Origin of the sequence: Bacillus pfraonensis, assembly GCF_050768835.1 — a bacterium.
In the GTDB taxonomy this organism is placed as follows: Bacteria; Bacillota; Bacilli; order Bacillales; family Bacillaceae_G; genus Bacillus_A; species Bacillus_A pfraonensis.
Genome location: NZ_JAHCDO010000008.1, coordinates 1 through 24,580 on the forward strand (window position 1 = coordinate 1; position 24,580 = coordinate 24,580).

24 protein-coding genes and 1 rRNA gene are annotated in these 24,580 nt (G+C 36.2%); 17 read left to right on the forward strand and 8 right to left on the reverse strand.

All coding sequences use genetic code 11. The features are described from left to right. The 7 genes from KFD70_RS08845 to dnaA all read right to left on the reverse strand — a co-directional run. Nucleotides 1–348 (reverse strand): 16S ribosomal RNA (locus KFD70_RS08845); the annotation flags it as partial. Between the two features lie 238 nt (nt 349–586). Continuing rightward, nucleotides 587–3,055 (reverse strand): DNA gyrase subunit A, encoded by a 2,469-nt coding sequence (gyrA, locus tag KFD70_RS08850; RefSeq protein WP_336451412.1) that lies wholly within the window; start codon nt 3,053–3,055, stop codon nt 587–589. A gap of 88 nt (nt 3,056–3,143) precedes the next feature. After that, nucleotides 3,144–5,066, reverse strand: coding sequence for a DNA topoisomerase (ATP-hydrolyzing) subunit B (gene gyrB, locus KFD70_RS08855; RefSeq protein WP_431613133.1), 1,923 nt, complete (start codon nt 5,064–5,066; stop codon nt 3,144–3,146). Between the two features lie 38 nt (nt 5,067–5,104). Continuing rightward, nucleotides 5,105–6,232, reverse strand: a complete 1,128-nt coding sequence (recF, locus tag KFD70_RS08860; protein WP_336451414.1) for a DNA replication/repair protein RecF — start codon at nt 6,230–6,232, stop codon at nt 5,105–5,107. A gap of 12 nt (nt 6,233–6,244) precedes the next feature. Further along, on the reverse strand, nt 6,245–6,457 hold the full coding sequence (yaaA, locus tag KFD70_RS08865) for a S4 domain-containing protein YaaA (RefSeq protein ID WP_003194149.1): 213 nt from the start codon (nt 6,455–6,457) through the stop codon (nt 6,245–6,247). 184 nt (nt 6,458–6,641) lie between these two features. Then, nucleotides 6,642–7,787, reverse strand: a complete 1,146-nt coding sequence (gene dnaN / locus KFD70_RS08870; RefSeq protein ID WP_336451415.1) for a DNA polymerase III subunit beta — start codon at nt 7,785–7,787, stop codon at nt 6,642–6,644. 177 nt (nt 7,788–7,964) lie between these two features. Continuing rightward, nucleotides 7,965–9,305 carry a chromosomal replication initiator protein DnaA gene (gene dnaA, locus KFD70_RS08875; RefSeq protein WP_174100935.1) on the reverse strand — a complete coding sequence of 447 codons (1,341 nt, stop codon included), beginning with the start codon at nt 9,303–9,305 and terminating at the stop codon, nt 7,965–7,967. A 563-nt stretch (nt 9,306–9,868) separates the two neighbouring features. Between dnaA and rpmH the strand changes: the two genes are divergently transcribed. The 10 genes from rpmH (at nt 9,869) to KFD70_RS08925 (ending at nt 18,932) form a co-directional block, all read left to right on the forward strand. Next, nucleotides 9,869–10,003 carry a 50S ribosomal protein L34 gene (gene rpmH / locus KFD70_RS08880; RefSeq protein WP_000831901.1) on the forward strand — a complete coding sequence of 45 codons (135 nt, stop codon included), beginning with the start codon at nt 9,869–9,871 and terminating at the stop codon, nt 10,001–10,003. A 76-nt stretch (nt 10,004–10,079) separates the two neighbouring features. After that, nucleotides 10,080–10,427, forward strand: a complete 348-nt coding sequence (rnpA, locus tag KFD70_RS08885) for a ribonuclease P protein component (protein WP_336451416.1) — start codon at nt 10,080–10,082, stop codon at nt 10,425–10,427. A gap of 58 nt (nt 10,428–10,485) precedes the next feature. Next, nucleotides 10,486–11,253 carry a YidC family membrane integrase SpoIIIJ gene (spoIIIJ, locus tag KFD70_RS08890; RefSeq protein ID WP_207995719.1) on the forward strand — a complete coding sequence of 256 codons (768 nt, stop codon included), beginning with the start codon at nt 10,486–10,488 and terminating at the stop codon, nt 11,251–11,253. Then, a complete protein-coding gene (gene jag, locus KFD70_RS08895; RefSeq protein ID WP_336451417.1) occupies nt 11,250–11,867 on the forward strand; it encodes an RNA-binding cell elongation regulator Jag/EloR in 618 nt (205 codons plus the stop codon). The genes spoIIIJ and jag overlap by 4 nt, the downstream gene beginning before the upstream one ends. 236 nt (nt 11,868–12,103) lie before the next feature. After that, nucleotides 12,104–13,480: a tRNA uridine-5-carboxymethylaminomethyl(34) synthesis GTPase MnmE gene (gene mnmE / locus KFD70_RS08900; protein ID WP_336451418.1), complete on the forward strand. Its 1,377-nt coding sequence runs from the start codon at nt 12,104–12,106 to the stop codon at nt 13,478–13,480. 46 nt (nt 13,481–13,526) lie between these two features. After that, nucleotides 13,527–15,416: a tRNA uridine-5-carboxymethylaminomethyl(34) synthesis enzyme MnmG gene (gene mnmG, locus KFD70_RS08905; RefSeq protein WP_336451419.1), complete on the forward strand. Its 1,890-nt coding sequence runs from the start codon at nt 13,527–13,529 to the stop codon at nt 15,414–15,416. Nucleotides 15,417–15,438: 22 nt separating this feature from the next. Continuing rightward, a complete protein-coding gene (gene rsmG / locus KFD70_RS08910; RefSeq protein WP_336451420.1) occupies nt 15,439–16,158 on the forward strand; it encodes a 16S rRNA (guanine(527)-N(7))-methyltransferase RsmG in 720 nt (239 codons plus the stop codon). 105 nt (nt 16,159–16,263) lie between these two features. Next, complete coding sequence (gene noc / locus KFD70_RS08915) at nt 16,264–17,136, forward strand: nucleoid occlusion protein (protein ID WP_336451421.1); 873 nt, start codon at nt 16,264–16,266, stop codon at nt 17,134–17,136. Between the two features lie 190 nt (nt 17,137–17,326). After that, nucleotides 17,327–18,088 (forward strand): sporulation initiation inhibitor protein Soj, encoded by a 762-nt coding sequence (soj, locus tag KFD70_RS08920; RefSeq protein ID WP_000516112.1) that lies wholly within the window; start codon nt 17,327–17,329, stop codon nt 18,086–18,088. Continuing rightward, entirely contained in the window at nt 18,081–18,932 is an 852-nt protein-coding gene (locus KFD70_RS08925; protein WP_336451422.1) for a ParB/RepB/Spo0J family partition protein, read from the forward strand. The genes soj and KFD70_RS08925 overlap by 8 nt, the downstream gene beginning before the upstream one ends. 20 nt (nt 18,933–18,952) lie before the next feature. On the opposite strand, the gene yyaC is transcribed toward KFD70_RS08925, so the two are convergent. Beyond that, on the reverse strand, nt 18,953–19,549 hold the full coding sequence (gene yyaC, locus KFD70_RS08930; protein WP_336451423.1) for a spore protease YyaC: 597 nt from the start codon (nt 19,547–19,549) through the stop codon (nt 18,953–18,955). A gap of 278 nt (nt 19,550–19,827) precedes the next feature. On the opposite strand from yyaC, the gene KFD70_RS08935 reads away from it, so the two are divergent. The 7 genes from KFD70_RS08935 to KFD70_RS08965 all read left to right on the forward strand — a co-directional run bounded on the left by KFD70_RS08935 (nt 19,828) and on the right by KFD70_RS08965 (nt 24,464). Next, nucleotides 19,828–20,709 (forward strand): mechanosensitive ion channel family protein, encoded by an 882-nt coding sequence (locus KFD70_RS08935; protein ID WP_336451424.1) that lies wholly within the window; start codon nt 19,828–19,830, stop codon nt 20,707–20,709. Between the two features lie 21 nt (nt 20,710–20,730). After that, nucleotides 20,731–20,928, forward strand: a complete 198-nt coding sequence (locus KFD70_RS08940; RefSeq protein ID WP_033673542.1) for a DUF951 domain-containing protein — start codon at nt 20,731–20,733, stop codon at nt 20,926–20,928. A gap of 115 nt (nt 20,929–21,043) precedes the next feature. Further along, entirely contained in the window at nt 21,044–22,144 is a 1,101-nt protein-coding gene (ychF, locus tag KFD70_RS08945; RefSeq protein ID WP_336451425.1) for a redox-regulated ATPase YchF, read from the forward strand. 192 nt (nt 22,145–22,336) lie between these two features. Beyond that, nucleotides 22,337–22,624 carry a 30S ribosomal protein S6 gene (gene rpsF / locus KFD70_RS08950; RefSeq protein ID WP_336451426.1) on the forward strand — a complete coding sequence of 96 codons (288 nt, stop codon included), beginning with the start codon at nt 22,337–22,339 and terminating at the stop codon, nt 22,622–22,624. Nucleotides 22,625–22,654: 30 nt separating this feature from the next. Then, entirely contained in the window at nt 22,655–23,167 is a 513-nt protein-coding gene (gene ssb / locus KFD70_RS08955) for a single-stranded DNA-binding protein (RefSeq protein WP_336451427.1), read from the forward strand. A gap of 45 nt (nt 23,168–23,212) precedes the next feature. After that, a complete protein-coding gene (gene rpsR, locus KFD70_RS08960) occupies nt 23,213–23,446 on the forward strand; it encodes a 30S ribosomal protein S18 (protein ID WP_000918874.1) in 234 nt (77 codons plus the stop codon). 79 nt (nt 23,447–23,525) lie between these two features. Further along, on the forward strand, nt 23,526–24,464 hold the full coding sequence (locus tag KFD70_RS08965; protein ID WP_431613134.1) for a YybS family protein: 939 nt from the start codon (nt 23,526–23,528) through the stop codon (nt 24,462–24,464). Nucleotides 24,465–24,580: the final 116 nt, after the last annotated feature.

Here is a 24,580-nt window from a genome sequence, read left to right on the forward strand (position 1 = left end):
AGTCTGGGCCGTGTCTCAGTCCCAGTGTGGCCGATCACCCTCTCAGGTCGGCTACGCATCGTCGCCTTGGTGAGCCGTTACCTCACCAACTAGCTAATGCGACGCGGGTCCATCCATAAGTGACAGCCGAAGCCGCCTTTCAATTTCGCGCCATGAGGCGCAAAATATTATCCGGTATTAGCCCCGGTTTCCCGGAGTTATCCCAGTCTTATGGGCAGGTTACCCACGTGTTACTCACCCGTCCGCCGCTAACTTCATAAGAGCAAGCTCTTAATCGGTTCGCTCGACTTGCATGTATTAGGCACGCCGCCAGCGTTCATCCTGAGCCAGGATCAAACTCTCCAATAAAGTTTGTCTAGCATCTAAAATAAAAATTGACGTTTCACGTTGTTTGTTTCGTTTAGTTTTCAAAGTTCAACATCGCGTTTCAGCGACTTTTATAATATAACATAATATATCATTTTCGTCAACAAGTTTTTTTAGATAACTTGTATCTCTCATTTGCTGAATCTGCCTATTATATAGACTTTTTCTACTCTACGCAAGTATTATTCTAAAAAAAATAAGAGTGGGAAAATCCCCACTCTTATTCTTCAGAAATTTCTTCGTTTCCTTCTTCATCGTCTTCTTTTTGTGCTTTTGCTACTGTTGCTACTTCTTGTTCATTCTCTAAACGAATTAGACGAACTCCTTGCGTGTTACGTCCCATTTGAGATATTTGATCGACTGGCATACGAATAATAACACCCGCAGCTGTAATTAACATGATATCTTCTTCGCCTGTTACAGATTTAACAGCTACTAACTTACCATTCTTATCTGTAATGTTACATGTTTTTAGACCTTTACCGCCTCGACTTTGTAAACGGTACTCCTCGACTGGTGTGCGTTTTCCGTAACCATTCTTCGTTACAATCAAAACATTCATATTTTCTTCAACAATTTCCATGCCTACAACTTGATCTTCATCACCTAGTGTAATTGCTTTTACACCTGCTGCATTACGCCCCATAGAACGCACATCTTGCTCATTGAAACGGATTAACATACCGTTACTTGTTCCAACAATAATATCCTTATCGCCAGATGTTAAGCGTACAGAAATTACTTCATCTTCTTCACGAAGAGAAATTGCAATTAAACCATTCGTACGTATATTTGCAAATGATGAAAGAGGTGTTCTCTTAGAAATACCTTGTTTTGTTGTGAAGAACAGGAATTGATCATCACCAAATTCACGAATTGGAATAATAGCATTGACCCACTCACCTTTATCTACTTCTAACAAGTTAATAATCGGTATACCTTTTGCCGTACGGCTATACTCTGGAATTTCATATCCTTTTGTACGGTATACTTTACCTTTGTTTGTGAAGAATAGAATATGATCATGTGTAGACGTCGTTAATAAGTGCTCAACGAAGTCATCATCATTTGTACCCATTCCTTGTACACCGCGTCCCCCACGGTTCTGCGTTTTATACGTAGAAGCTGGTAATCGTTTAATGTATCCATTATGAGTAAGTGTGATAGCAATATTTTGCTCTGGGATTAAATCTTCATCCTCAATAGATTCCAAACCGCCAATCGTAATTTCTGTTCGTCTCTTATCATTAAATCGCTCTTTTACTTCCGTTAATTCTTCACGAATAATTTCAAGAACTTTTTCTTCATCTGCTAGAATTGCTTTTAATTCCGCAATTAATTTCATTAAGTCTTGGTATTCTTGTTCAATTTTTTCACGTTCTAATCCTGTTAAACGTTGCAAACGCATATCCAAAATTGCTTGTGCTTGTTTCTCACTTAAACCGAAACGTTCCATTAATCCTTGCTTAGCGATATCAGCAGTTTTGGAACTACGTATTAAAGTAATTACTTCATCAAGATGATCTAAAGCAATTCGTAATCCTTCTAAAATATGTGCACGTGCTTCTGCCTTTTCTAATTCATAAGCAGTACGTCTACGAATTACTACTTTTTGATGCTCTAAATAATGATATAGCGTCTGTTTTAAATTTAATACCTGTGGCTCTCCATCCACAAGCGATAGCATATTAATACCGAAACTTGTTTGGAGTGCCGTATGTTTATATAAATTATTTAATAGTACGTTCGCATTTGCATCCCGACGTACTTCCATAACAACACGCATACCATTTCGATCTGATTCATCACGTAAATCTGTAATACCTTCAATTTTTTTATCACGAACTAACTCTGCAATTTTTTCAATTAATCGCGCCTTATTAACTTGATAAGGTAACTCGGTTACAATAATTGCTTGTTTTCCGTTTGCTTTTTCCTCGATTTCAACTTTTGCACGTAGTGTGATTGAGCCGCGACCCGTTTCATACGCTCTTCGAATTCCACTTCTTCCCAAGATAAGACCCGCTGTAGGGAAATCAGGGCCTGGAATACACTCCATTAACTCTGCAATTGTAATATCAGGATTATGACTCAATGCTAATACGCCATCAATTACTTCCCCAAGCTGGTGCGGTGGAATATTTGTTGCCATACCAACCGCAATACCTGTTGTACCATTCACTAACAAGTTAGGGAAGCGCGCAGGTAATACAATTGGTTCTCTTTCAGAACCATCATAGTTATCTTGGTAATCTATTGTATTTTTCGTAATATCACGCAATAGTTCCATAGAAATCTTAGACATTCTTGCTTCGGTATAACGCATTGCCGCTGCTGAATCACCGTCGATAGAACCGAAGTTACCATGACCATCAACAAGCATATAACGTTGACTAAAGTCTTGCGCCATACGTACCATTGTCTCGTAAACAGCTGAATCACCGTGTGGGTGATACTTACCAATTACTTCACCGACAATACGCGCTGATTTTTTATATGCTTTATCAGCTGTAATTCCTAAATCATTCATTGCGTATAAAACCCTGCGATGCACAGGTTTTAATCCATCACGAACATCTGGTAGTGCACGAGATACAATAACACTCATCGCGTAATCTAAAAATGAGGTACGCATTTCATGACTAATATTAACCTCTCGAATTCGTGCTTGTTGTTGATTGTCTGACATCAACCAGCACCTCCTCTTACATTTCCGTTACATATACATTGATTTATATGTAGAAGACAGGAACACTCAGATTCCTGTCATTACTTACTTAAATATCAAGGTTTTTCACGTATTTTGCATTTTCTTGGATAAAGTTGCGTCGTGGCTCTACTTTATCACCCATTAAAATTTCAAATGTTTCATCTGCTTCAATTGCATCTTGCAGCGAAACTTGAAGTAATGAACGTACCTCTGGGTCCATTGTCGTCTCCCATAATTGAGCTGGATTCATTTCTCCAAGACCTTTATAACGTTGGATTCCTGGTTTTGGTTGAGCTGGTAATTCTGCTAATATCTTTTCAAGCTCTTTTTCATTGTAAGCATATTGAATCTTTTTCCCTTGTTGCACTTTAAACAATGGTGGTTGTGCAATATATACATACCCATGTTCAATGATTTGACGCATATAACGATAGAAGAACGTTAATAATAGAGTACGAATATGCGCACCATCGACATCGGCATCGGTCATGATAATAACTTTGTGATAACGAGCTTTTGCAATGTCAAAATCCCCACCGATATTTGTACCAATCGCCGTAATAATCGTACGCACCTCGTCATTAGATAAGATTTTATCTAATCGTGCCTTTTCGACATTAATAATTTTACCCTTAAGTGGTAAAATCGCCTGGAAGTGACGATCACGTCCTTGTTTTGCAGAACCTCCCGCGGAGTCACCCTCTACGATGTAAATTTCACTAATCGAAGGATCTTTGGAAGAACAGTCCGCAAGTTTCCCTGGCAAACTAGATACTTCTAGCGCACTCTTTCGGCGTGTTAATTCACGCGCTTTCTTCGCTGCTACACGCGCGCGTGCTGCCATTGTTCCTTTTTCTACAATCTTACGGGCAACATTTGGATTCTCAAGTAAAAACTTTTCGAACGCTTCTGAGAAAACAGACTCTGTAATCGTTCTCGCTTCACTATTTCCAAGTTTTGTTTTCGTTTGTCCTTCAAACTGCGGATTTGGATGTTTGATAGAGACAATTGCTGTTAATCCTTCACGTACATCTTCACCTGTTAGGTTACTGTCTGCATCTTTTAAGATGTTATTTTTCCGTCCATAATCATTTATCACACGTGTTAATGCCGTCTTGAAACCAACTTCATGTGTACCACCTTCATACGTATGAATATTATTCGTAAATGAATAAATGTGGTTTGTATAACCTTCATTATATTGAAGGGAAACTTCAACCTGAATTCCATCTTTTGAGCCCTCTACATATACAGGTTCTTCGTGGATTGGTTGTTTTGAACGATTTAAATGTTCAACATAAGATTTAATTCCACCTTCATAATGGAATTCTTTCTTTTGTTTATTCTCACGCTTATCTTCAATTGTTAATTTAATATTACGATTTAAAAATGCTAATTCACGCATACGAGTTGCTAATGTATCAAAATCGTATTCTGTCGTTTCTTTGAATATTTCTGGATCTGGCTTAAAACGAGTTATCGTTCCTGTACGATCAGTTTCACCGATTACCTTTAAATCTGCAACCGGGATACCTCGTTCATACTTTTGATAATGAATTTTGCCTTCACGATGTACAAATACTTCTAACTCTGTTGATAGAGCATTTACAACAGATGCACCTACACCATGCAAACCACCGGAAACTTTATAACCGCCACCGCCAAATTTACCACCAGCGTGAAGTACGGTCATAATAACCTCGACAGCAGGACGTCCCATTTTTTCCTGTATACCTACTGGAATACCACGACCATTATCTGTTACACGAATACTATTGTCTTCTTCAATAGCAACGTTAATTTCATCACAGTATCCTGCTAACGCTTCGTCAATACTATTATCTACAATTTCCCATACAAGGTGATGAAGACCTTTTCCACTTGTAGATCCAATATACATACCCGGACGTTTTCGAACTGCTTCTAGTCCCTCAAGTACTTGTATTTGACTTTCATCATATGAATTCTCTTGCATTTGCTTTTGTTCCATTGACACAAAGATCACCTACTTTTCCATTTAAACAGAAACTACGTTCTGTCTATTTCACAATCTACCGTGCCGCTTTTTACATGAATTGTTTTCGCTTGCTTTAATGTTTCGTGTTCAATTCCGTCGACACTCGTCGTTGTCACAAATGTTTGCACTTTTCCTTGAATTGTATTTAACAGATGTGATTGACGATAATCATCTAATTCTGATAATACATCATCTAATAAGAGGATTGGATATTCCTTAACCTCTGAATAAATCAATTCAATTTCAGCTAACTTTAGGGAAAGTGCGGTTGTTCGTTGTTGTCCTTGAGAACCAAAGACTTGAACATTTTTACCATTAACGAAGAATTGCAAATCGTCACGATGAGGACCAATTAAAGTTGTACCACGGAAAATTTCACGTTGTTTCACAGATTGAAAACTTTCATAGTATACTTCTTTTATTTTCGACAAATCCATTGATTCTGATACATCTACGCTTGGTTTATAAACTATTTCTAGTTCCTCTAACCCCCTACTAATACCACGATGAATGGGAGCAGCCCATTCTTGTAGTAAATGTAGAAATTCAAAACGTTTTTGCAAAATTTTTGTACCATGTTCAATGAGTTGGAGTGTAAATACATCCAACATCGTCTCCTCATTTTTACTATTCCCTTGCATTTTCTTAAGCAAGTGATTTCGCTGCGTGAGCACTTTTTGATATTGACTTAATTCATACAAATAGACAGGAGCTATTTGCCCAAGTTCCATATCTAAAAAGCGTCTTCGTATTTGAGGGCTTCCTTTTACAAGATTTAAATCTTCTGGGGCAAACATAACAACATTCATTTCACCAATATATTGGCTTAACTTTTGTTGTTCTAGTTGATTTAATTTTGCCTTTTTCCCTTTTTTAGAAATATTTAATTCTAAAGACAAGGAACTGTTTCGCTTTTTTAACCTACCTTTTATTTTACCATAATCCTCATCCCACTGGATAAGTTCACGATCGTTCGAAGTTCGATGAGACTTGGCCATCGCTAATACATAAATAGCTTCCATCAAATTCGTTTTCCCTTGGGCATTTTCACCAATAATTACATTCACTTTATCCTCAAAGGAAAGATCTAGATATTCATAATTGCGATAATTTTTTAATTGTAATTCTGTAATATACAAAGGGCTCCCCCTTTATGCTTGAACTTGAAATGTTCCGTTTCCCGGAATTTCAACAATATCATTTGCATACAACTTTCGGCCTCTTCTATTTTCCAGTTCTTGATTCACATACACTTCGTACTCTTGTAAGAACCATTTAACAGCACCGCCTGTATCAATCACATCAGCTAATTTTAAAAATTGTCCTAGTGTAATGTACTCAGTTGAAATTTTAATACGTTTCATAAAATCGCTCACTTTCTGAAAGTGTTCATTCTTTCATTGTACTAAATAAACTAGCATTAGGAAAGTAATACCCGTAAAAGTACGGATTGTAGCTGGAACTACATGAGTACCGAACTTTTTGCACATCCTCTAAAATCAAATAAGGGTCACTAGCATATTAAAACTAGCAACCCTCACCTCTCACTTAGTAAGTACGAACTGGTAAAATTAATTGGATGATGGAATCATCATTTACTGTACGAATTAAGAACGGTCTCATAGCCCCAGTAAAACTAATTTTAATTTCTGTACTGTCTAATGCTTTTAATGCGTCCATCATATATTTTGCACTAAAGGAGATTTTTAATTCTTCCCCTTCTACTTTCTCACATTGAACTTCCTCTACTACTTTCCCGATCTCTGGTGAATTTGAAGAAAGCTCTAGCATTTGCTCTTCTAACGTTGATAATTTCACAACATTATTGCGACCATCCCTTGCCAATAAAGAAGCACGATCAATTGCTTGTAAAAATTCTTTTGTATTTACAAAGATGTCCGTTTTGCTTTCTGCCGGGATTAGACGTGTTGTATCTGGGTAATTCCCTTCTAACAATCTTGAGAAGAATAATAAATGTTTCGTTCGGAATAATACTTGATACTCCGTAATAACGATATCTACCATTTCTTCAGACTCATCTAAAATTTTGCTCAGTTCATTTAAACTTTTACCAGGTATAACAACATTTGCTTGAAACTCATCAGAAATTGTATGCCCTTCAATCTTCGCTTTACGAAGTGCTAGTCTGTGACTATCTGTTGCAATACAAGTCAGCTCGCTGTTATATACTTTCCAGTTTACACCTGTCAAGATCGGACGAGTTTCTGAAGTTGAAACAGCAAATACGGTTTGACGAATCATGTGTTTTAGTAGATCTGTAGGAATCTGAAATACATGATGTTCTTCAATTTGCGGTAATAATGGATATTCAGCAGAATCTAAACCATTTAAATTAAATTCTGATTTTCCAGATTTTATTTTTGTCATAAAATGATTTTCCACAGAAATTTCTACTGTGTCTTTTGGTAATTTTTTTACGATCTCACTAAAATATTTTGCTTGTAAAACAATACTCCCTGATTGTGCAATTTCAACAATTTCTTTTCCGTTTTCTTCAACTGGGATAAAAGATTCAATCGAAATATCAGCGTCACTTCCTGTTAATGTAACACCTTCTTCAGTTGCTACAACTTTAATTCCTGTAAGAATGGGAATTGTTGTACGAGAGGAAACGGCCTTCATTACATCTTGTACACTTCTTACAAGGTAGTCTTTTTGAATTGTAAAACGCATAGCGAAAACCTCCGGCAAGTATAGAATTTTATTTATTAAATAAAGATAAAAAATAGTAGTAATAGTAATAGGGCTTGTGGATATGTGGATAACTCTATTTAAAGACGGAAAAACAGTCTATCTACATGTGGATAGACTGTGTGTAAAACCAGCAAAGTTATTCACACTATTCAGCTACTACTTTAAAATATCATTAATTTCTTCAACTTGTTTTTGAAGTTGTGTATCAGTTTTTAATAGTTTTGAAATTTTTTCGTGCGCATGAATGACGGTTGTATGGTCACGTCCGCCAAATTCTTCGCCAATTTTAGGTAAAGATGAATCTGTTAACTCACGTGATAGATACATTGCGATTTGGCGAGGAAATGCGACTGATTTTGTGCGTTTTTTTGCTTTAAAATCCTCTAATTTAACTTGAAAAACATCCCCGACTGCTTTTTGAATATCGTAAATAGAAATAATTTTTGGTTTAGAATTTGGAATAATATCTTTAAGTGCTTCAGCAGCTAAATCGGCATTGATGTCTTTATTTATTAGAGATGAATAAGCAACAACTCGAATAAGTGCACCTTCTAATTCACGAATGTTCGAGTCAATTTGATTTGCAATATAGAGCATGACCTCATTTGGAATATCAAGGCCTTCCGCTTTCGCCTTTTTTCGTAAAATCGCAATTCTTGTTTCTAAATCTGGCGGCGTAATATCTGTAATAAGCCCCCACTCAAAACGGGAACGAAGGCGATCTTCTAATGTCGGAATCTCTTTTGGCGGTCTGTCACTTGAGATTACAATTTGCTTGCTTTCCTCATGTAATGCATTAAATGTATGGAAGAATTCTTCTTGTGTTTGTTCTTTCCCAGCAAGAAATTGAATATCATCTATAAGTAAGACATCGACATTACGATATTTATTACGGAAATCGACTGCTTTATTATCACGGATGGAGTTAATAAACTCATTTGTAAATTTTTCTGATGATAAATAAACGACTTTGGCATTCGGATTATGCTCAATGACATAATGTCCAATTGCATGCATTAAGTGCGTTTTTCCAAGTCCGACTCCTCCATAAATAAATAGTGGGTTATATGCTTTTGCTGGTGCTTCAGCAACTGCTAATGAAGCTGCATGAGCAAAACGGTTCCCAGAGCCAATAACAAATGTATCAAATGTATATTTTGGATTTAACATGCTCTGTGGTAAGTGATTAGACTCATCATTTATTCTTTTCTTTTTAGCAGGAGGAAAGTCAATCTCCTCTTCAGTTTGACTTTGGGGAATAATAAAGCGAATTTCTAATTTTGCTCCTGTTAGATCATAGAGTGTTTCTGAAATGAGCTCCGAATAATGGGATTCTAGCCAGTCACGAGCAAATTCATTTGGAGCTGTAATCGTTAATACATCTTTTTTTAAAGCGTGTGCCTTGGTTGATTTCAACCATGTCTCATAACTTGGTTTACTAACCTTTTTTTCTAGTTCTTTCAAAGCACTATTCCATAAATCAGAGATATTTTCCAAGGGTGTCCCTCCTTTACAAAGATGGTAAAAGAATAAGGTTGTGCAACGATTGTACAACCTTAAAAATAGATAATGTATATTTATACGAAACGTATTTTAAAACCTAAAAACGTCGTTTGTATACGAGATAGAGTTTTCGACAAAAAATACAGATGTGGACAACTATTTACCCACATGTGAGTATAACTGTCCACATGTTATGCACAATTTGTGGATAAAATACAGATGTGGAAAACTTGTTCAAGGTGAAAACACAACTATAATATCAAAAAAAGATAGCGATAGCAATGAATTTCAGAAAGTTATCCACAAAATCAATACCTTGTGGAATAAACTTGTCCACAATACGATATACTGTGTAAAAGTGAAAAAATAATTTGTGGATATAAAAAAGTGAAAAATTCGTTATCCACAAATAAATAAAACGGCTGTGAAAAAAATTGTGAATAGGTTCAAAATGAATATTTGATGAAAATTTGGAGAACCATTGACATTTTCCTAGTTGATTAACTATAATTTATAAGACTGTCTTTAACAGATATTCCTCAGGGAGGTGTCATATAATGAAAAGAACTTACCAACCAAATAAACGTAAGCGCAGCAAAGTACATGGTTTCCGCAGCCGTATGAGCACAGCGAACGGACGTAAAGTGCTAGCAGCTCGTCGTCGTAAAGGAAGAAAAGTATTATCTGCGTAGACCACTGATCGTTCAGTGGTCTTTTTTTCTAGTAATAATGAATTTCCGCTGATGAAATACAGGAGTGTCAATTGATATGAAGAAAAAGAATCGTATAAAAAAAAATGATGAATTTCAGGCTGTTTTTCAAAATGGAAAATCAAATGCAAATCGTCAGTTTGTGGTATATCAGCTTGATAAAGCAGAGCAACCATACTTTCGTATTGGTCTTTCCGTTAGCAAAAAGTTAGGAAATGCAGTAGTGCGTAATCGAATTAAGCGTATGATTCGCCAATCGATTGCAGAATTGAAAGATGAGATAGATTCTGGAAAAGATTTTGTTATAATAGCAAGGAAGCCTTGTGCAGATATGACATATGAACAATTAAAGAAAAGCTTAATTCATGCCTTTAAGCGCTCTGGTATTAAAATTACAAACAAGTAGCGTAGGAAAAGGGAAATGAATTACACTATATACATACCGAAACAAGGAGGAGCAGGCTGTGAAAAAGAAGATAGGCTTACTAGCTATGGTTATTGCTTTAATGGCGATCACTGCGGGCTGTAGTGAAGTGAATCAGCCGATTACACCGAAAAGCACAGGGATTTGGAATGAATATTTCGTATACCCGCTTTCTCAGTTAATCACATATTTTGCAAACTTATTTGGTAGTAATTATGGTTTAGCGATTGTTGTTACGACTCTTATTATTCGTTTTGCATTATTACCATTAATGATTAAACAAACGAAGAGTACGAAGGCAATGCAAGCACTACAACCAGAAATGGTGAAATTAAAAGAGAAATATAGCTCTAAAGATCAAGCAACACAACAAAAACTGCAACAAGAGATGATGCAGTTGTATCAAAAGAATGGTGTAAACCCGTTAGCTGGTTGTTTACCAATCTTTGTTCAAATGCCAATTTTATTTGCATTTTATCATGCAATTATGAGAACGGAAGAGATTAGTAAACATACATTCTTATGGTTTGATTTAGGACAGGCAGATCCGTACTATATCCTTCCAGTTGTTGCGGCAATCACAACGTTTATTCAACAAAAGGTTGCTATGGCAGGAACTGCTGGACAGAATCCACAAATGGCAATGATGCTATGGCTTATGCCAATTATGATTTTAATATTTGCAATTAACTTCCCGGCAGCATTATCTCTATACTGGGTAGTTGGTAACATCTTTGGTATCGCTCAAATGTATATGATCAAAGGGCCAGAAATTAAGGCTAGTAAGGCGGGAGGATCAAGCAAGTGAGTATAATTACTGCTAAAGGACAAACAGTCGAGCTGGCAGTACAAGATGCTTTAAGACAATTAAAAGTTTCAAGGGACCAAGTAGATGTGAATGTGATTGATGAGGGTAAGAGAGGATTTCTAGGTTTTATAGGGAATCGTCCAGCTATCGTGGAAGTTGTAGTGAAAAAAGATCCTATCCAAGAAGCGGAGCAATACCTCCAAAGTGTTGTTCAGGAAATGGGTGTGGATGTGATGATTACGAAAAATGTAAAAGGTCGAGAAATTGAATTTACACTTTCTGGGAAAGATGTAGGGATATTGATCGGAAAAAGAGGGCATACATTAAACTCTTTACAATATTTAACAAAGCTTGTTGCAAATCGTAGTACAAAGCAATATATCGGCGTCACAATTGATGCCGAAAACTATCGTAGTAAGAGAAAAGATACATTAGAATCGCTCTCTTATCGGTTAGCAAAACAAGTAATGGTAACGAAAAAAAATGTTGTGTTAGAACCTATGCCCTCTTTTGAGAGAAAAATTATTCATCAAGCACTATCTAATCATCCAAATGTAATTACAACTTCTGAAGGTAAAGAACCACACAGACATGTTGTAATATCTTCCAAATAACCGGTTACTCATATGAGTGCCGGTTTTTTTGTGGCAGTATGAAAAAAAGTGAATTGTGGATAACTGAAAAACACTAAACTTATCCACTGTGAATAAGTTTAGTGTTTTTCACATGAGGACATAATAAAATGAGTTATTATTCTTTTGTAGATAGGTTCGTTATGGTATCCTAATAGTTTAGTGAAGGTAAAAATCATGTTGAAATATAGAGAAATAAACAAGTGAGGTGAAAGGACATGGATTTTGATACAATTGCTGCAATTTCCACGGCACTTGGGGAAGGGGCAATTGCCATTGTTCGAGTAAGTGGAGAGGATGCGATTGAAAAGGTCAATCGCATTTTTAAAGGGAAAGATTTAACGACAGTTTCTTCTCATACGATTCACTACGGTCATATTGTTGATTTAGATACAGATCAAGTAATCGAAGAGGTAATGGTATCAATTATGCGGGCGCCAAAGACATTTACGCGTGAAAATATTGTAGAAATCAATTGTCACGGTGGTCTTGTCTCTGTAAATAAAGTATTACAACTTATTTTGGCTCAAGGAGTACGTTTGGCAGAGCCTGGTGAATTTACAAAGCGCGCGTTTTTAAATGGGCGTATTGACTTATCGCAAGCGGAAGCTGTAATGGATTTAATTCGTGCGAAAACGGATCGAGCGATGAGTGTAGCAATTAATCAGATGGAAGGACGATTATCCAAATTAATTGGTCGACTTCGTCAAGAAATTTTAGAAACATTAGCTCATGTAGAAGTGAATATAGATTATCCAGAATACGATGATGTCGAAGAAATGACACACAATATTTTAATTGACAAAGCTACAAATGTTCGCGGAGAAATTAAAAAAATATTGGAGACATCTAAGCAAGGGAAAATTTTACGAGAAGGAATTGCTACAGCAATTATCGGAAGACCTAACGTTGGAAAATCTTCGTTATTAAATAGTCTTGTTCAAGAGAAAAAGGCTATTGTAACGGATATAGCAGGAACAACGCGTGATGTAATTGAAGAGTATGTTAATGTACGTGGTGTACCATTGAAACTTATTGATACTGCCGGGATCCGTGAAACAGAAGATGTTGTTGAACGAATTGGCGTAGAGCGCTCAAAAGAGATGATGGAGCAAGCAGATTTAGTTCTAATTGTAGTAAATTATAGTGAAGCATTAACGCCTGAAGATGAAGAATTATTCCGTGCGGTGCAAGGAAAAGACTTTATTGTTATTGTAAATAAAACAGATTTACCAAAGCAAATTGATATAGAGCGTGTTACAGAATTAGCGGGTAAAAATCGTATCATTACAACGTCGCTAATTGAAGAAAAAGGTGTAGATGAGCTAGAAAAGGCTATAGCAGATTTATTCTTTGAAGGAACAATTGAGTCAGCAGATATGACGTATGTTTCTAATGCAAGGCATATCGGTTTATTAACACAAGCGGAAAAGACAATTGGAGATGCTATTGATGCAATAGAGAACGGTGTTCCGATTGATATGGTGCAAATTGATCTAACAAGAACGTGGGAAATACTTGGTGAAATTACTGGTGATACTGTCCATGAAAGTCTAATTGATCAATTGTTTTCTCAATTTTGTTTAGGAAAATAACACATAGGTATTTTAGAAGGATAGATGATCTTAGGAGGAATAAATAATGGGATACAATGCCGGTTCTTACGATGTCATAGTAATCGGTGCAGGTCATGCAGGATGTGAAGCTGGTCTTGCAGCAGCACGAATGGGCTCGAAAACATTAATGTTAACAATTAATTTAGATATGGTTGCTTTTATGCCGTGTAACCCTTCTGTTGGTGGACCAGCAAAAGGGATTGTTGTACGTGAAATTGATGCATTAGGCGGCGAAATGGGACGTAATATTGATAAAACACACATCCAAATGCGTATGTTGAATACGGGGAAAGGTCCAGCTGTACGCGCTCTGCGTGCACAAGCGGATAAATTTTCATATCAACACGAATTAAAGAAAACAATTGAAGAAACACCAAACTTAACATTACGTCAAGGAATGGTAGAACGCCTAATCGTTGAGGATGAGGTATGTAAAGGCGTAATTACGCAATCAGGAGCTGAATATACAGCAAAAACAGTTGTAATTACAACTGGTACATTCTTACGTGGTGAGATTATCATGGGTGATTTAAAATACTCAAGTGGTCCGAATAATCAGCAACCTTCTATCACATTATCAGAGCATTTAGAGGAACTTGGCTTTGACCTTGTCAGATTTAAAACAGGTACGCCTCCTCGTGTAAATAGCAATACAATTGATTATAGTAAAACAGAAATTCAACCGGGTGATGAAAAACCACGTGCGTTTTCTTTTGAAACTACAAAATTTATTATGGATCAAATTCCATGTTGGCTAACGTATACAAGTGAAGAGACACATCGTTTAATTGATCGAAACTTGCATCGTTCAGCTATGTATTCTGGTATGATTAAAGGAACAGGTCCACGCTACTGTCCTTCCATTGAAGATAAAGTGGTGCGATTTAACGATAAACCACGCCACCAAATTTTCTTAGAGCCGGAAGGACGTAATACACAGGAAGTATACGTACAAGGCCTGTCAACAAGCTTACCAGAAGACGTACAACGTGAAATGCTTAAAACGATTCCTGGTTTAGAGAATGTTGAGATGATGCGCACAGGTTATGCAATTGAGTATGATGCAATTGTACCAACGCAGCTATGGCCGACACTTGAAACGAAAAAAATTAAAAATTTATATACAGCGGGTCAAATTAACGGTACGTCTGGTTATGAAGAAGCAGCAGGGCAAGGAATTATGGCTGGAATTAACGCAGCGTGCCGCTCTTTAGGGAAAAAAGAGGTCATTTTAGGTCGTTCAGATGCTTATATTGGTGTTTTAATTGATGACCTTGTGACAAAAGGAACGAACGAACCATATCGCCTTTTAACATCCCGAGCTGAATATCGTTTATTATTACGTCATGATAATGCGGATCTTCGTCTAACGGAAATTGGTCATGAAATCGGCTTAATTCCAGAAGAACGCTATGAGCGTTTTAGTTCGAAAAAGGAACAGATTGATCAAGAAAAATTGCGTTTAGAAAGCATTATTATTAAACCGCGCCCCGAGGTGCAAGAATTAATTCGCAGTGTTGGTGGAAGTGAATTAAAGGATGGAATACGTGCAAGTGACTTACTACGTCGTCCGGAAATGACGTATGAACATATTCGTGCGCTTGCGCCAAGCGAAGTGGAAATACACGATGAAATCGCAGAGCAGGTAGAAATTCAAATTAAGTATGAAGGATATATTGAAAAATCCTTACAACAAGTAGAACGTATGAAGAAAATGGAAAGCAAAAAAATTCCGGTCGACATTGATTACGATGCGATTTCTGGAATCGCTTCTGAAGCGAGACAAAAATTAAAAGATGTTCGTCCTCTGTCTATGGGGCAAGCCTCCCGTATTTCCGGAGTAAATCCAGCTGATATTTCCATTTTACTTGTGTATATCGAACAAGGAAAAATTGCGCGAGTATCGAACCAATAAATAAGTAAGGAGATATGGCAAGATGAACATAGAACAATTTCAATCTATGCTAGGAGAAAGAGGAATTATCCTTTCTCCTAGGCAATTAGAACAATTTGAAATCTACTTTGAAACATTAGTGGAATGGAATGAGAAAATGAATTTAACAGCTATTACAGAGAAAGAGGAAGTGTATCTAAAGCACTTTTTTGACTCGATTACAGCTGCTTTTTATTATGACTTTTCAAAACCATTTTCCATTTGTGATGTCGGTGCAGGAGCAGGATTTCCAAGTATTCCATTAAAAATTTGTTTCCCGCATTTAAAAATAACAATTGTAGATTCATTACAAAAACGCATCAATTTTTTAAATCATTTAGCGCAAAAATTAGAGTTAAGTGATGTTGCGTTCTGCCACGATCGTGCTGAAACATTCGGGAAAAAAGAGGGTGTACGTGAATCATTTGATATTGTGATGGCGCGTGCGGTAGCACGCCTCTCTGTACTAAGCGAGCTATGTTTGCCACTTGTAAAAGTAGGTGGGACATTTATCGCAATGAAAGGTGCAGCTGCCAATGAAGAAATTGAAAATGGTAAGTATGCTTTAGAAGTACTTGGTGGTGAGTTAAAAGAGATTTCTACTTTCCAATTACCATTTGAAGAAAGTGAACGTAACATTTTATCAATTATGAAAAAGCGCAAAACACCAAAGAAATATCCGCGTAAACCAGGGACACCCAATAAATTACCTATTGAAAAATAAATCTTATTAGACGTAAGATTAAATTATATAAATGAAAACGTAAATGTTTCATAGGAAACATTTCTGTGTAGGACATTCAATAGGCCCAAAGGTGGTGGAATATGTATGAAAAATACGTTTTCTCGTTTATTTGGCTTTGGAGATAAAGAGAGCGAATTCGAATTACAAGACGAAAGCCATGAAGAGATAGATAAAAAGATACATGAAGAAATACAAGAAATTCCGATAGCTAATATCATTCCTAATCGTTATCAACCACGTACAGTTTTTGATGATGCGCGAATTGACGAACTTGCCTTAACCATTCGCACACATGGACTTATTCAACCAATTGTTATAAGGCAATATGAAGCCGATAAGTATGAAATTATTGCCGGGGAAAGACGTTTTCGTGCTGCAACGAAATTAGGTTGGGAAAAAGTTCCGGCTATTATTAAAAACTTAAATGATACGGAAACGGCTTCGGTCGCTCTAATTGAGAACTTGCAACGTGAAGAGTTAACAGCAATTGAAGAAGCTGTTGCTTATCAAAAGCTAATTGAGTTACATAATTTAACACAAGAGGCATTGGCACAGAGGCTCGGAAAAGGACAATCAACAATCGCAAATAAGTTGCGACTATTAAAGTTGCCAGAGGAAATTAAACAAGCATTGTTAGAAAAGAGTATTACAGAACGTCACGCTCGTGCTCTGATTCCTTTAAAAAATGAAGAATTGCAGTTGAAGATTTTACAAGAAATTATAGAAAAGCAATTAAATGTAAAACAGACTGAGGAACGTATTGCTAAGCTATTGGAGGAAGTAAAACCAAAGCGTAAGGCAAAACAAAAAGCGGTAAGTCGTGATATGAGAATTGCGATGAATACAATTAGGCAATCATTACAAATGGTTGCAAATAGTGGACTGAATGTCAATTCTGAAGAAGAAGAATTTGATGAGTATTATCAGATCACAATTAAAATTCCTAAAAAGAAATAATTTGTATGTGATATAGATCTCACCCTTTTGGGGGAGATCTTTTTTCCTATATTTTTCTTTTTTATGAAGAAGGAGTTTTAGAATAAATTTTGAAGTTTAATAAGGATGCAAAAGAAAAATTTTTATTTCATGTTACAATAAACATAATTATTTTTAGAATAAGACAGAAAGGTTGAAAGTAGGTGACATCATGGGAAAAATCATTGCTATTGCTAATCAAAAAGGCGGTGTAGGAAAAACAACAACGTCTGTTAACCTAGGAGCTGGATTGGCACAGGTAGGGAAAAAAGTGCTGCTTATTGACATTGATGCTCAGGGGAACGCAACAACTGGTGTAGGAATTGAAAAGTCGGAATTAGATCAATGTATTTATAATGTCCTTGTGGAAGATGCAGAAGTTCAAGGGGTTATCCAGAAAACTGCAACTGAAAACTTAGATGTTCTACCTGCTACAATTCAATTGGCAGGTGCTGAGATTGAACTGGTACCAACCATTTCCCGGGAAGTTCGTTTACAAAGGGCTTTGCAGCCAATTCGTAATGAATATGATTATATTATTATTGATTGTCCTCCATCTTTAGGCTTATTAACAATTAATGCGCTAACGGCAGCGGATTCCGTTATTATTCCTGTTCAGTGTGAATACTACGCACTGGAAGGGTTGAGTCAATTATTGAATACAGTTCGACTTGTACAAAAGCATTTAAATAAAAATTTAGCAATTCAAGGTGTACTATTAACGATGTTAGATGCACGTACAAACTTAGGCATTCAGGTTATAGATGAAGTGAAGAAATATTTCCGAGATAAAGTATATCGCTCTATTATCCCTCGCAATGTTCGTTTGAGTGAAGCACCAAGTCATGGGAAACCTATTATGCAGTATGATGCTAAATCAAGAGGTGCAGAAGTATATATAGATTTAGCAGAGGAAGTGATTGCTGGTGGCTAAAGGATTAGGAAGAGGGATTAATGCGTTCTTTCCAGATTTAGATGTGAAAGAAGAAGAGAAAATTCAAGAAATTGCACTGACTGAATTAAGGCCAAACCCCTATCAACCGCGTAAAAGTTTTCAAAAAGAAGCAATTCAAGAATTGGCAGCGTCTATTAAAGAACATGGCATCTTACAACCTTTAATCGTAAGGAAAAGTATTAAAGGATATGAAATTGTTGCTGGTGAAAGAAGATACCGTGCTGCAAAAGAGGCACATCTTGAAACAGTTCCAACTGTTGTTCGAGAATTAAATGAACAGCAAATGATGGAATTTGCCTTGTTGGAAAATCTACAACGTGAAGATTTAAATCCAATGGAAGAAGCTTTGGCATATCAAATGCTAATGGACGAGCTAAATGTAACGCAAGAGCAATTAGCAAAGCGTCTTGGAAAAAGTAGGCCATACATTGCTAATTATGTTCGTTTGCTTACCCTTCCTTCATTTGTTCAAGAAATGATTGCAGATGGAAATCTATCTATGGCACATGGACGGACATTGCTTACAATCAAAGACGAAGAACAGCTAAAATCTTTATTGAAGCGTATTGAAAAGGAAGGATTAAATGTTAGGCAGTTAGAGCAAATTGTCCAACAGATTCATCAGCGAGTTTCACGTGAAACAAAGAAAGTGAAGCAAGAACGAAATATATTTTTTGAAGAGCGTGAAACATTGTTAAGGGAAAAATTTGGAACAGGTGTAAAAATCAAAGAAACAAAGAAAGAAAAAGGAAAAATTGAAATAGAATTCTTCAATAAAGAAGATTTAAATCGTATTTTAGAATTGTTATCTAGGGGAAACTAAAAAGCAAACCATCTTTTTATTTATAGATGGTTTGCTTTTTTTAATACGGATAATTTTTGATCTGTTTCCTTTATGCTTTGGGCAATAATACCTGCCATTTTCATAACGAGACTTAATCTTGTATTTTGTAACACAAAAAATTCCATGAAACCATTTAAGTTTACGATACCATGTATATGTAGATCACCAATTGCAGGTAACTTTTTATTCATTGCTGCTCCAGGTTTACTAGGTCCTTCACCAACAGTAATGGAACCAATGTTTTGAGATTTCCCAAGGCAAGCATCGATTGCAATAATAAAAGAATCAGGTAATGAAGTTTGTATATTCTGGATATTTTCTTCTAGGTTTAGCGCATGAATGGGTTCATCGAGTGTGCCAAATACGTGGAAATTTTGAATGTTCATTTGTTCTAATTTAGATCCGACTAATGGGCCAAGTGCATCACCAGTTGAACGATCTGTTCCAATACAAATTATGCTGAGGGGTTGCGTTTCATGGATAGGTATGTGTGAGAAGAGAAAATCACTAATTGTTGTACAAGCTTCTAAATCGTGATGCATAACATTCTGCGATTTTTTTTCAAAAAAAGGCAAGCGGAAATTTCCTATATTCATGAATCATCCATCCTTTTGATAAATTTTACGATTCACTGTAAAGTTTTTAGGTATAGATTTTATTTCGTAATATGGAAAATTATAAGTTCTATATTTTTGCAAGCCATTTATAAAACCGGAAATAATAGTACTAGTATATATATATTCACTCCATTTTATACCTAGATCAAAGCAAACAAACGCAAATAAGGTAATAAAATTTTTTCAGAAATAGAGAAAACTTCTGATACAATAAAGGATGAATGAAAAAGAAAATTTTGTTGGAGAGGTAGAATGATATGGACGTATTAAGTAAATGGTTTGATACCTTAAAACAATACTTAATGGACTCAAATCGCTGGGAGTATATTGGGATTGTAACGCTAAAGATTTTAATTATTTTAGTAGCAGGAGTAATCGTAGTACGTATCGCAAGAGCAATTGTTAGAAATGCGTTTCGTATGGGAAGTCGCTCGCCAATTCAAATTTCAGAGCGACGTACGGTTACAGTAGCTAAGCTGCTTGAAAATATTGTAGCATACGTTGTTATGTTTATTATGTTAATCGCAATTTTAGGCGTATTTAATATTAATGCATCAGGTTTATTAGCTGGAGCTGGGGTAATCGGTTTAGCAGTCGGTTTTGGTGCTCAAAGTTTAGTAAAAGATGTCATTACAGGGTTATTTATTTTATTAGAAGATCAATTTTCTGTTGGTGATTATGTTCGCATCGGTCAATTTGAAGGTGTAGTTTTAGAAATTGGATTACGTACAACAAAGATAAAAAGCTGGACGGGAGAAATTCATATTTTGCCAAATGGTAGTATTGCACAAGTAACAAACTTTTCTGTTAGTAATAGTGTAGCATTTGTCGATGTATCGATTTCTTATGAAAGTGATATAGCAAGAGCAGAGCGAATAATTGAAGAGTTATTAGAAGAATTACCAGAAAAATATGAGCAAATGGTAGCAACACCACAATTATTAGGTGTTCAAACCCTAGGTGCATCTGAAGTTGTGCTCCGTGTAATTGCTGAAGTGGAACCGATGCAGCATGCACCTATTGCTAGAGCACTTCGTAAAGAAATTAAAAATCGTCTTGATTTACACGGCATTGAAATTCCATATCCACATATGGTTTTATATAATCGTAAAGAGATGGTTAATCAAAAAGCAAATTAATGACGAGGGGGAGTTTGGAGAGTGGAACAAAAGCAATATAACTTGTACGATGTTGTGGAGATGAAAAAGGCCCATCCGTGTGGTGCAAATCGTTGGAAAATTATTCGTATGGGAATGGACATCCGCATTAAGTGCGAGGGATGTGGCCATTCGGTAATGATTCCTCGAAGAGAGTTTGATCGCAAAGTGAAAAAAGTTCTTGTAAAGCATGAAGAATAGAGAAAAAGTAACAGCTGCTTTAGGTGGCTGTTACTTTTTTGAACTTTTAGGGAACTTGTCATTTTATTCGTTACTATCTATAATGATGGAAGATTGAGACATAGGAGTGAAAAATATGGGATTAACGGCTGGGATTGTTGGTTTACCAAACGTAGGGAAATCAACATTATTTAATGCAATTACACAAGCGGGGGCAGAATCTGCAAACTATCCATTCTGTACAATTGATCCGAACGTAGGGATTGTAGAAGTACCAGATGAGCGCTTAAATAAATTAACGGAACTAGTAGAACCGAAAAAAACTGTTCCAACTGTATTCGAATTTACTGATATTGCAGGTATCGTAAAGGGTGCAAGTAAAGGTGAAGGACTAGGAAACAAATTCTTATCTCATATTCGCCAAGTGGATGCAATTTGCCAAGTTGTTCGTTGTTTTGAAGATGAAAATATTACACACGTTTCAGGAAAAGTAGATCCAATTGATGATATTGAAACGATTAATTTAGAGCTAATTTTAGCAGATTTAGAATCTGTTGATAAGCGTATTGAACGTGTAGCAAAATTAGCAAGACAAAAGGACAAAGAAGCAGTATACGAACACGAGATTTTAGTTCGTTTAAAAGAAGCATTCGAGGCAGGTAAACCGGCTCGTACTGTTGAATTTACAGACGAACAAATGAAAATCGTTAAAGGCCTTCACTTATTGACGACAAAAGAAATGCTTTACGTAGCCAACGTAAGTGAAGAGGATATTATGGATCCATCTGAAAACGAATATGTAAAGATGGTAAAAGAATTTGCAGCAAATGAAAACTCACAAGTGATTGTTGTTTGTGCAAAAATTGAATCGGAAATTGCTGAGCTAGACGAGGAAGAGAAAAAAGTATTCCTTGAAGAGTTAGGGATTGAAGAATCGGGTTTAGACCAGTTAATTCGTGCTGCTTACGACTTATTAGGATTAGCTACTTATTTCACAGCTGGTGTACAAGAAGTACGTGCATGGACATTCAAACAAGGCATGAAGGCACCTCAATGTGCTGGGGTTATTCATACAGACTTTGAACGTGGATTTATTCGTGCTGAAACAGTTTCATACGATGATTTAATGGAAAAAGGTTCTATGACAGCCGCTAAAGAAGCAGGAAAAGTACGTTTAGAAGGAAAAGAGTACATCGTAAAAGATGGAGATGTTATGCATTTCCGCTTTAATGTGTAATTCAATATTTCCTAGGAAAAATAAAGATATCAACTTGGTGAACGTATCATATGTTTGCCAAGTTTTTTATTTATTGGTTAGTTGATTCATCTAACTTACTATGATATAATCTAAACTCGTGAGTAATTACTATATAATTAATTGCTCCTTGCCCATTATGGGCCGTTTAGACCAAAAGGAGGTGAAAGTGTAATGAAAAAGTACGAAATCATGTACATCATCCGTCCAAACATGGAGGAAGAAGCTCAAAAAGCTTTAGTTGAGCGCTTCGCAGGCGTTTTAACTAACAATGGTGCAGAAATCATTAACACGAAAGAGTGGGGTAAGCGTCGTTTAGCTTACGAAATCAACGACTTACGTGACGGTTTCTACATGATCTTAAACGTAAATTCTAACGCAGAAGCTGTTAAAGAATTTGATCGTTTAGCTAAGATCAACGAAGATATCATTCGTCACATCGTTGTTAAAGAAGAAGAATAATAATTAAGATATATAGGGAGAGTGGTTCGATTGATGAATCGTGTTATCCTCGTTGGTCGTTTAACTAAGGACCCTGACTTACGTTACACGCCCAATGGTGTTGCGGTAGCTACTTTTACGTTAGCTGTGAATCGCGCATTTGCGAATCAACAAGGTGAGCGTGAAGCTGACTTTATTAATTGTGTAATATGGCGTAAACAAGCAGAAAACGTGGCAAATTATTTGAAAAAAGGTAGCTTAGCAGGCGTAGATGGGCGTCTTCAAACTCGTAATTATGAGGGACAAGATGGTAAACGTGTATATGTAACAGAAGTTCTTGCGGAGAGCGTACAATTTTTAGAGCCGCGTAATAGCGGTGGGGAGCAACGCGGTTCATTCAATCAGCAACCATCAGGAGCTGGTTACGGTAACCAAGGCTCTAACCCATTTGGTCAATCTAGTAATTCGGGTAACTCAGGTAACTCTGGATTTACGAAGAATGACGATCCATTTTCAAATGTAGGTCAACCGATTGATATTTCGGACGACGATTTACCATTCTAATGGTATAGATCGGTTATTTTTAACAAAGAATGGAGGGAAATAGACATGGCAGGACGCAAAGGTGGACGTGCGAAACGTCGTAAGGTGTGTTTCTTCACTTCTAACGGCATCACTCGCATCGACTATAAAGATGTTGATTTATTAAAACGTTTCGTTTCTGAGCGTGGTAAAATTTTACCTCGTCGTGTAACAGGAACAAGCGCAAAATACCAACGCAAACTTACAGTTGCAATTAAACGTGCTCGTCAAATGGCACTTTTACCATATGTTGGTGAATAATAGCGTATGAAATGCACAGTAGAGTGAGACTCTACTGTGCATTTTGCTATGCTTTTCTTTTCAGAAAGAGAGGTAAAAAATGAAGCGTACAAGGCTTATTACAGAAGGAGCAGTTTTGTTAGCGGTATATGCGGTTTTACTTTTAACATTCTTGTATGTACCTGTTATAAGTATGGTTGCAATATTTGCACTACCATTACCCTTTTTATTGTTTATGGTAAGATACCCGTTTTCTAGTACATGTATGCTTTTTGGAGCATCAATTCTTGTTACTATTATTATTAGTTCACCACTTAGTCTTGTGAATACATTCATGTCAGGCGTAATAGGCATTTCTTTAGGATATATGTATAAGAAGAAAAAAGGACCGATAGAAATATTATTGGTAGGAATGCTTGTATATCTGCTTAATTTTGTACTTGTTTATGTTGTAAGTATACAATTTTTTAATATAGATTTTCTTAAGCAAATGCAAGATATGTTCAAACAAGGAATGGAGCAAAGTGAAAAAATAATGAAGGCAGCAGGTGCGCCAATTAGCCAAGAGCAAAAAGATTTGTTAGGACAATTCAGTGATATGATTCGAATTCTTTTGCCAAGTTTGCTTGTAATGGTTTCTTTAATATATTCTTGGATTACAGTATTAATAGCAGGTAATGTTTTAAAGAGATTGAAGTATACTATAGCACCATGGCCTAAGTTTAGAAATATCCGATTACCAAAAAGTATAGTTTGGTATTATGTTGTATTTATTTTGCTTTCAACATTTATGAAAGTCGAATCAGGTTCATATGTATATATGGCATTTTCGAATTTATATGCCATCTTTTCATTGCTTCTTTTATTCCAAGGCTTTGCATTTATAGCCTTTTTTGCATATGCAAAGGGTTATGCAAAGGCGATTCCTATTCTCATTTTTGTCGTGTGTATGGTGATCCCGATGTTGTTTCCTCTAGTGACAATCTTAGGTATAATTGATTTAGGCTTTTCATTACGTTCTAAAATACAATCAAAATAAGTGAGAACGTGGGATGAAATCAGTGAAACTCCCATCATCAATCGTACTTTAGGTTTTGCGCATATAAGTTACTGCTATGAAAACAAAGGTGATTTGCACTCGTTTTCTCTGTTTGT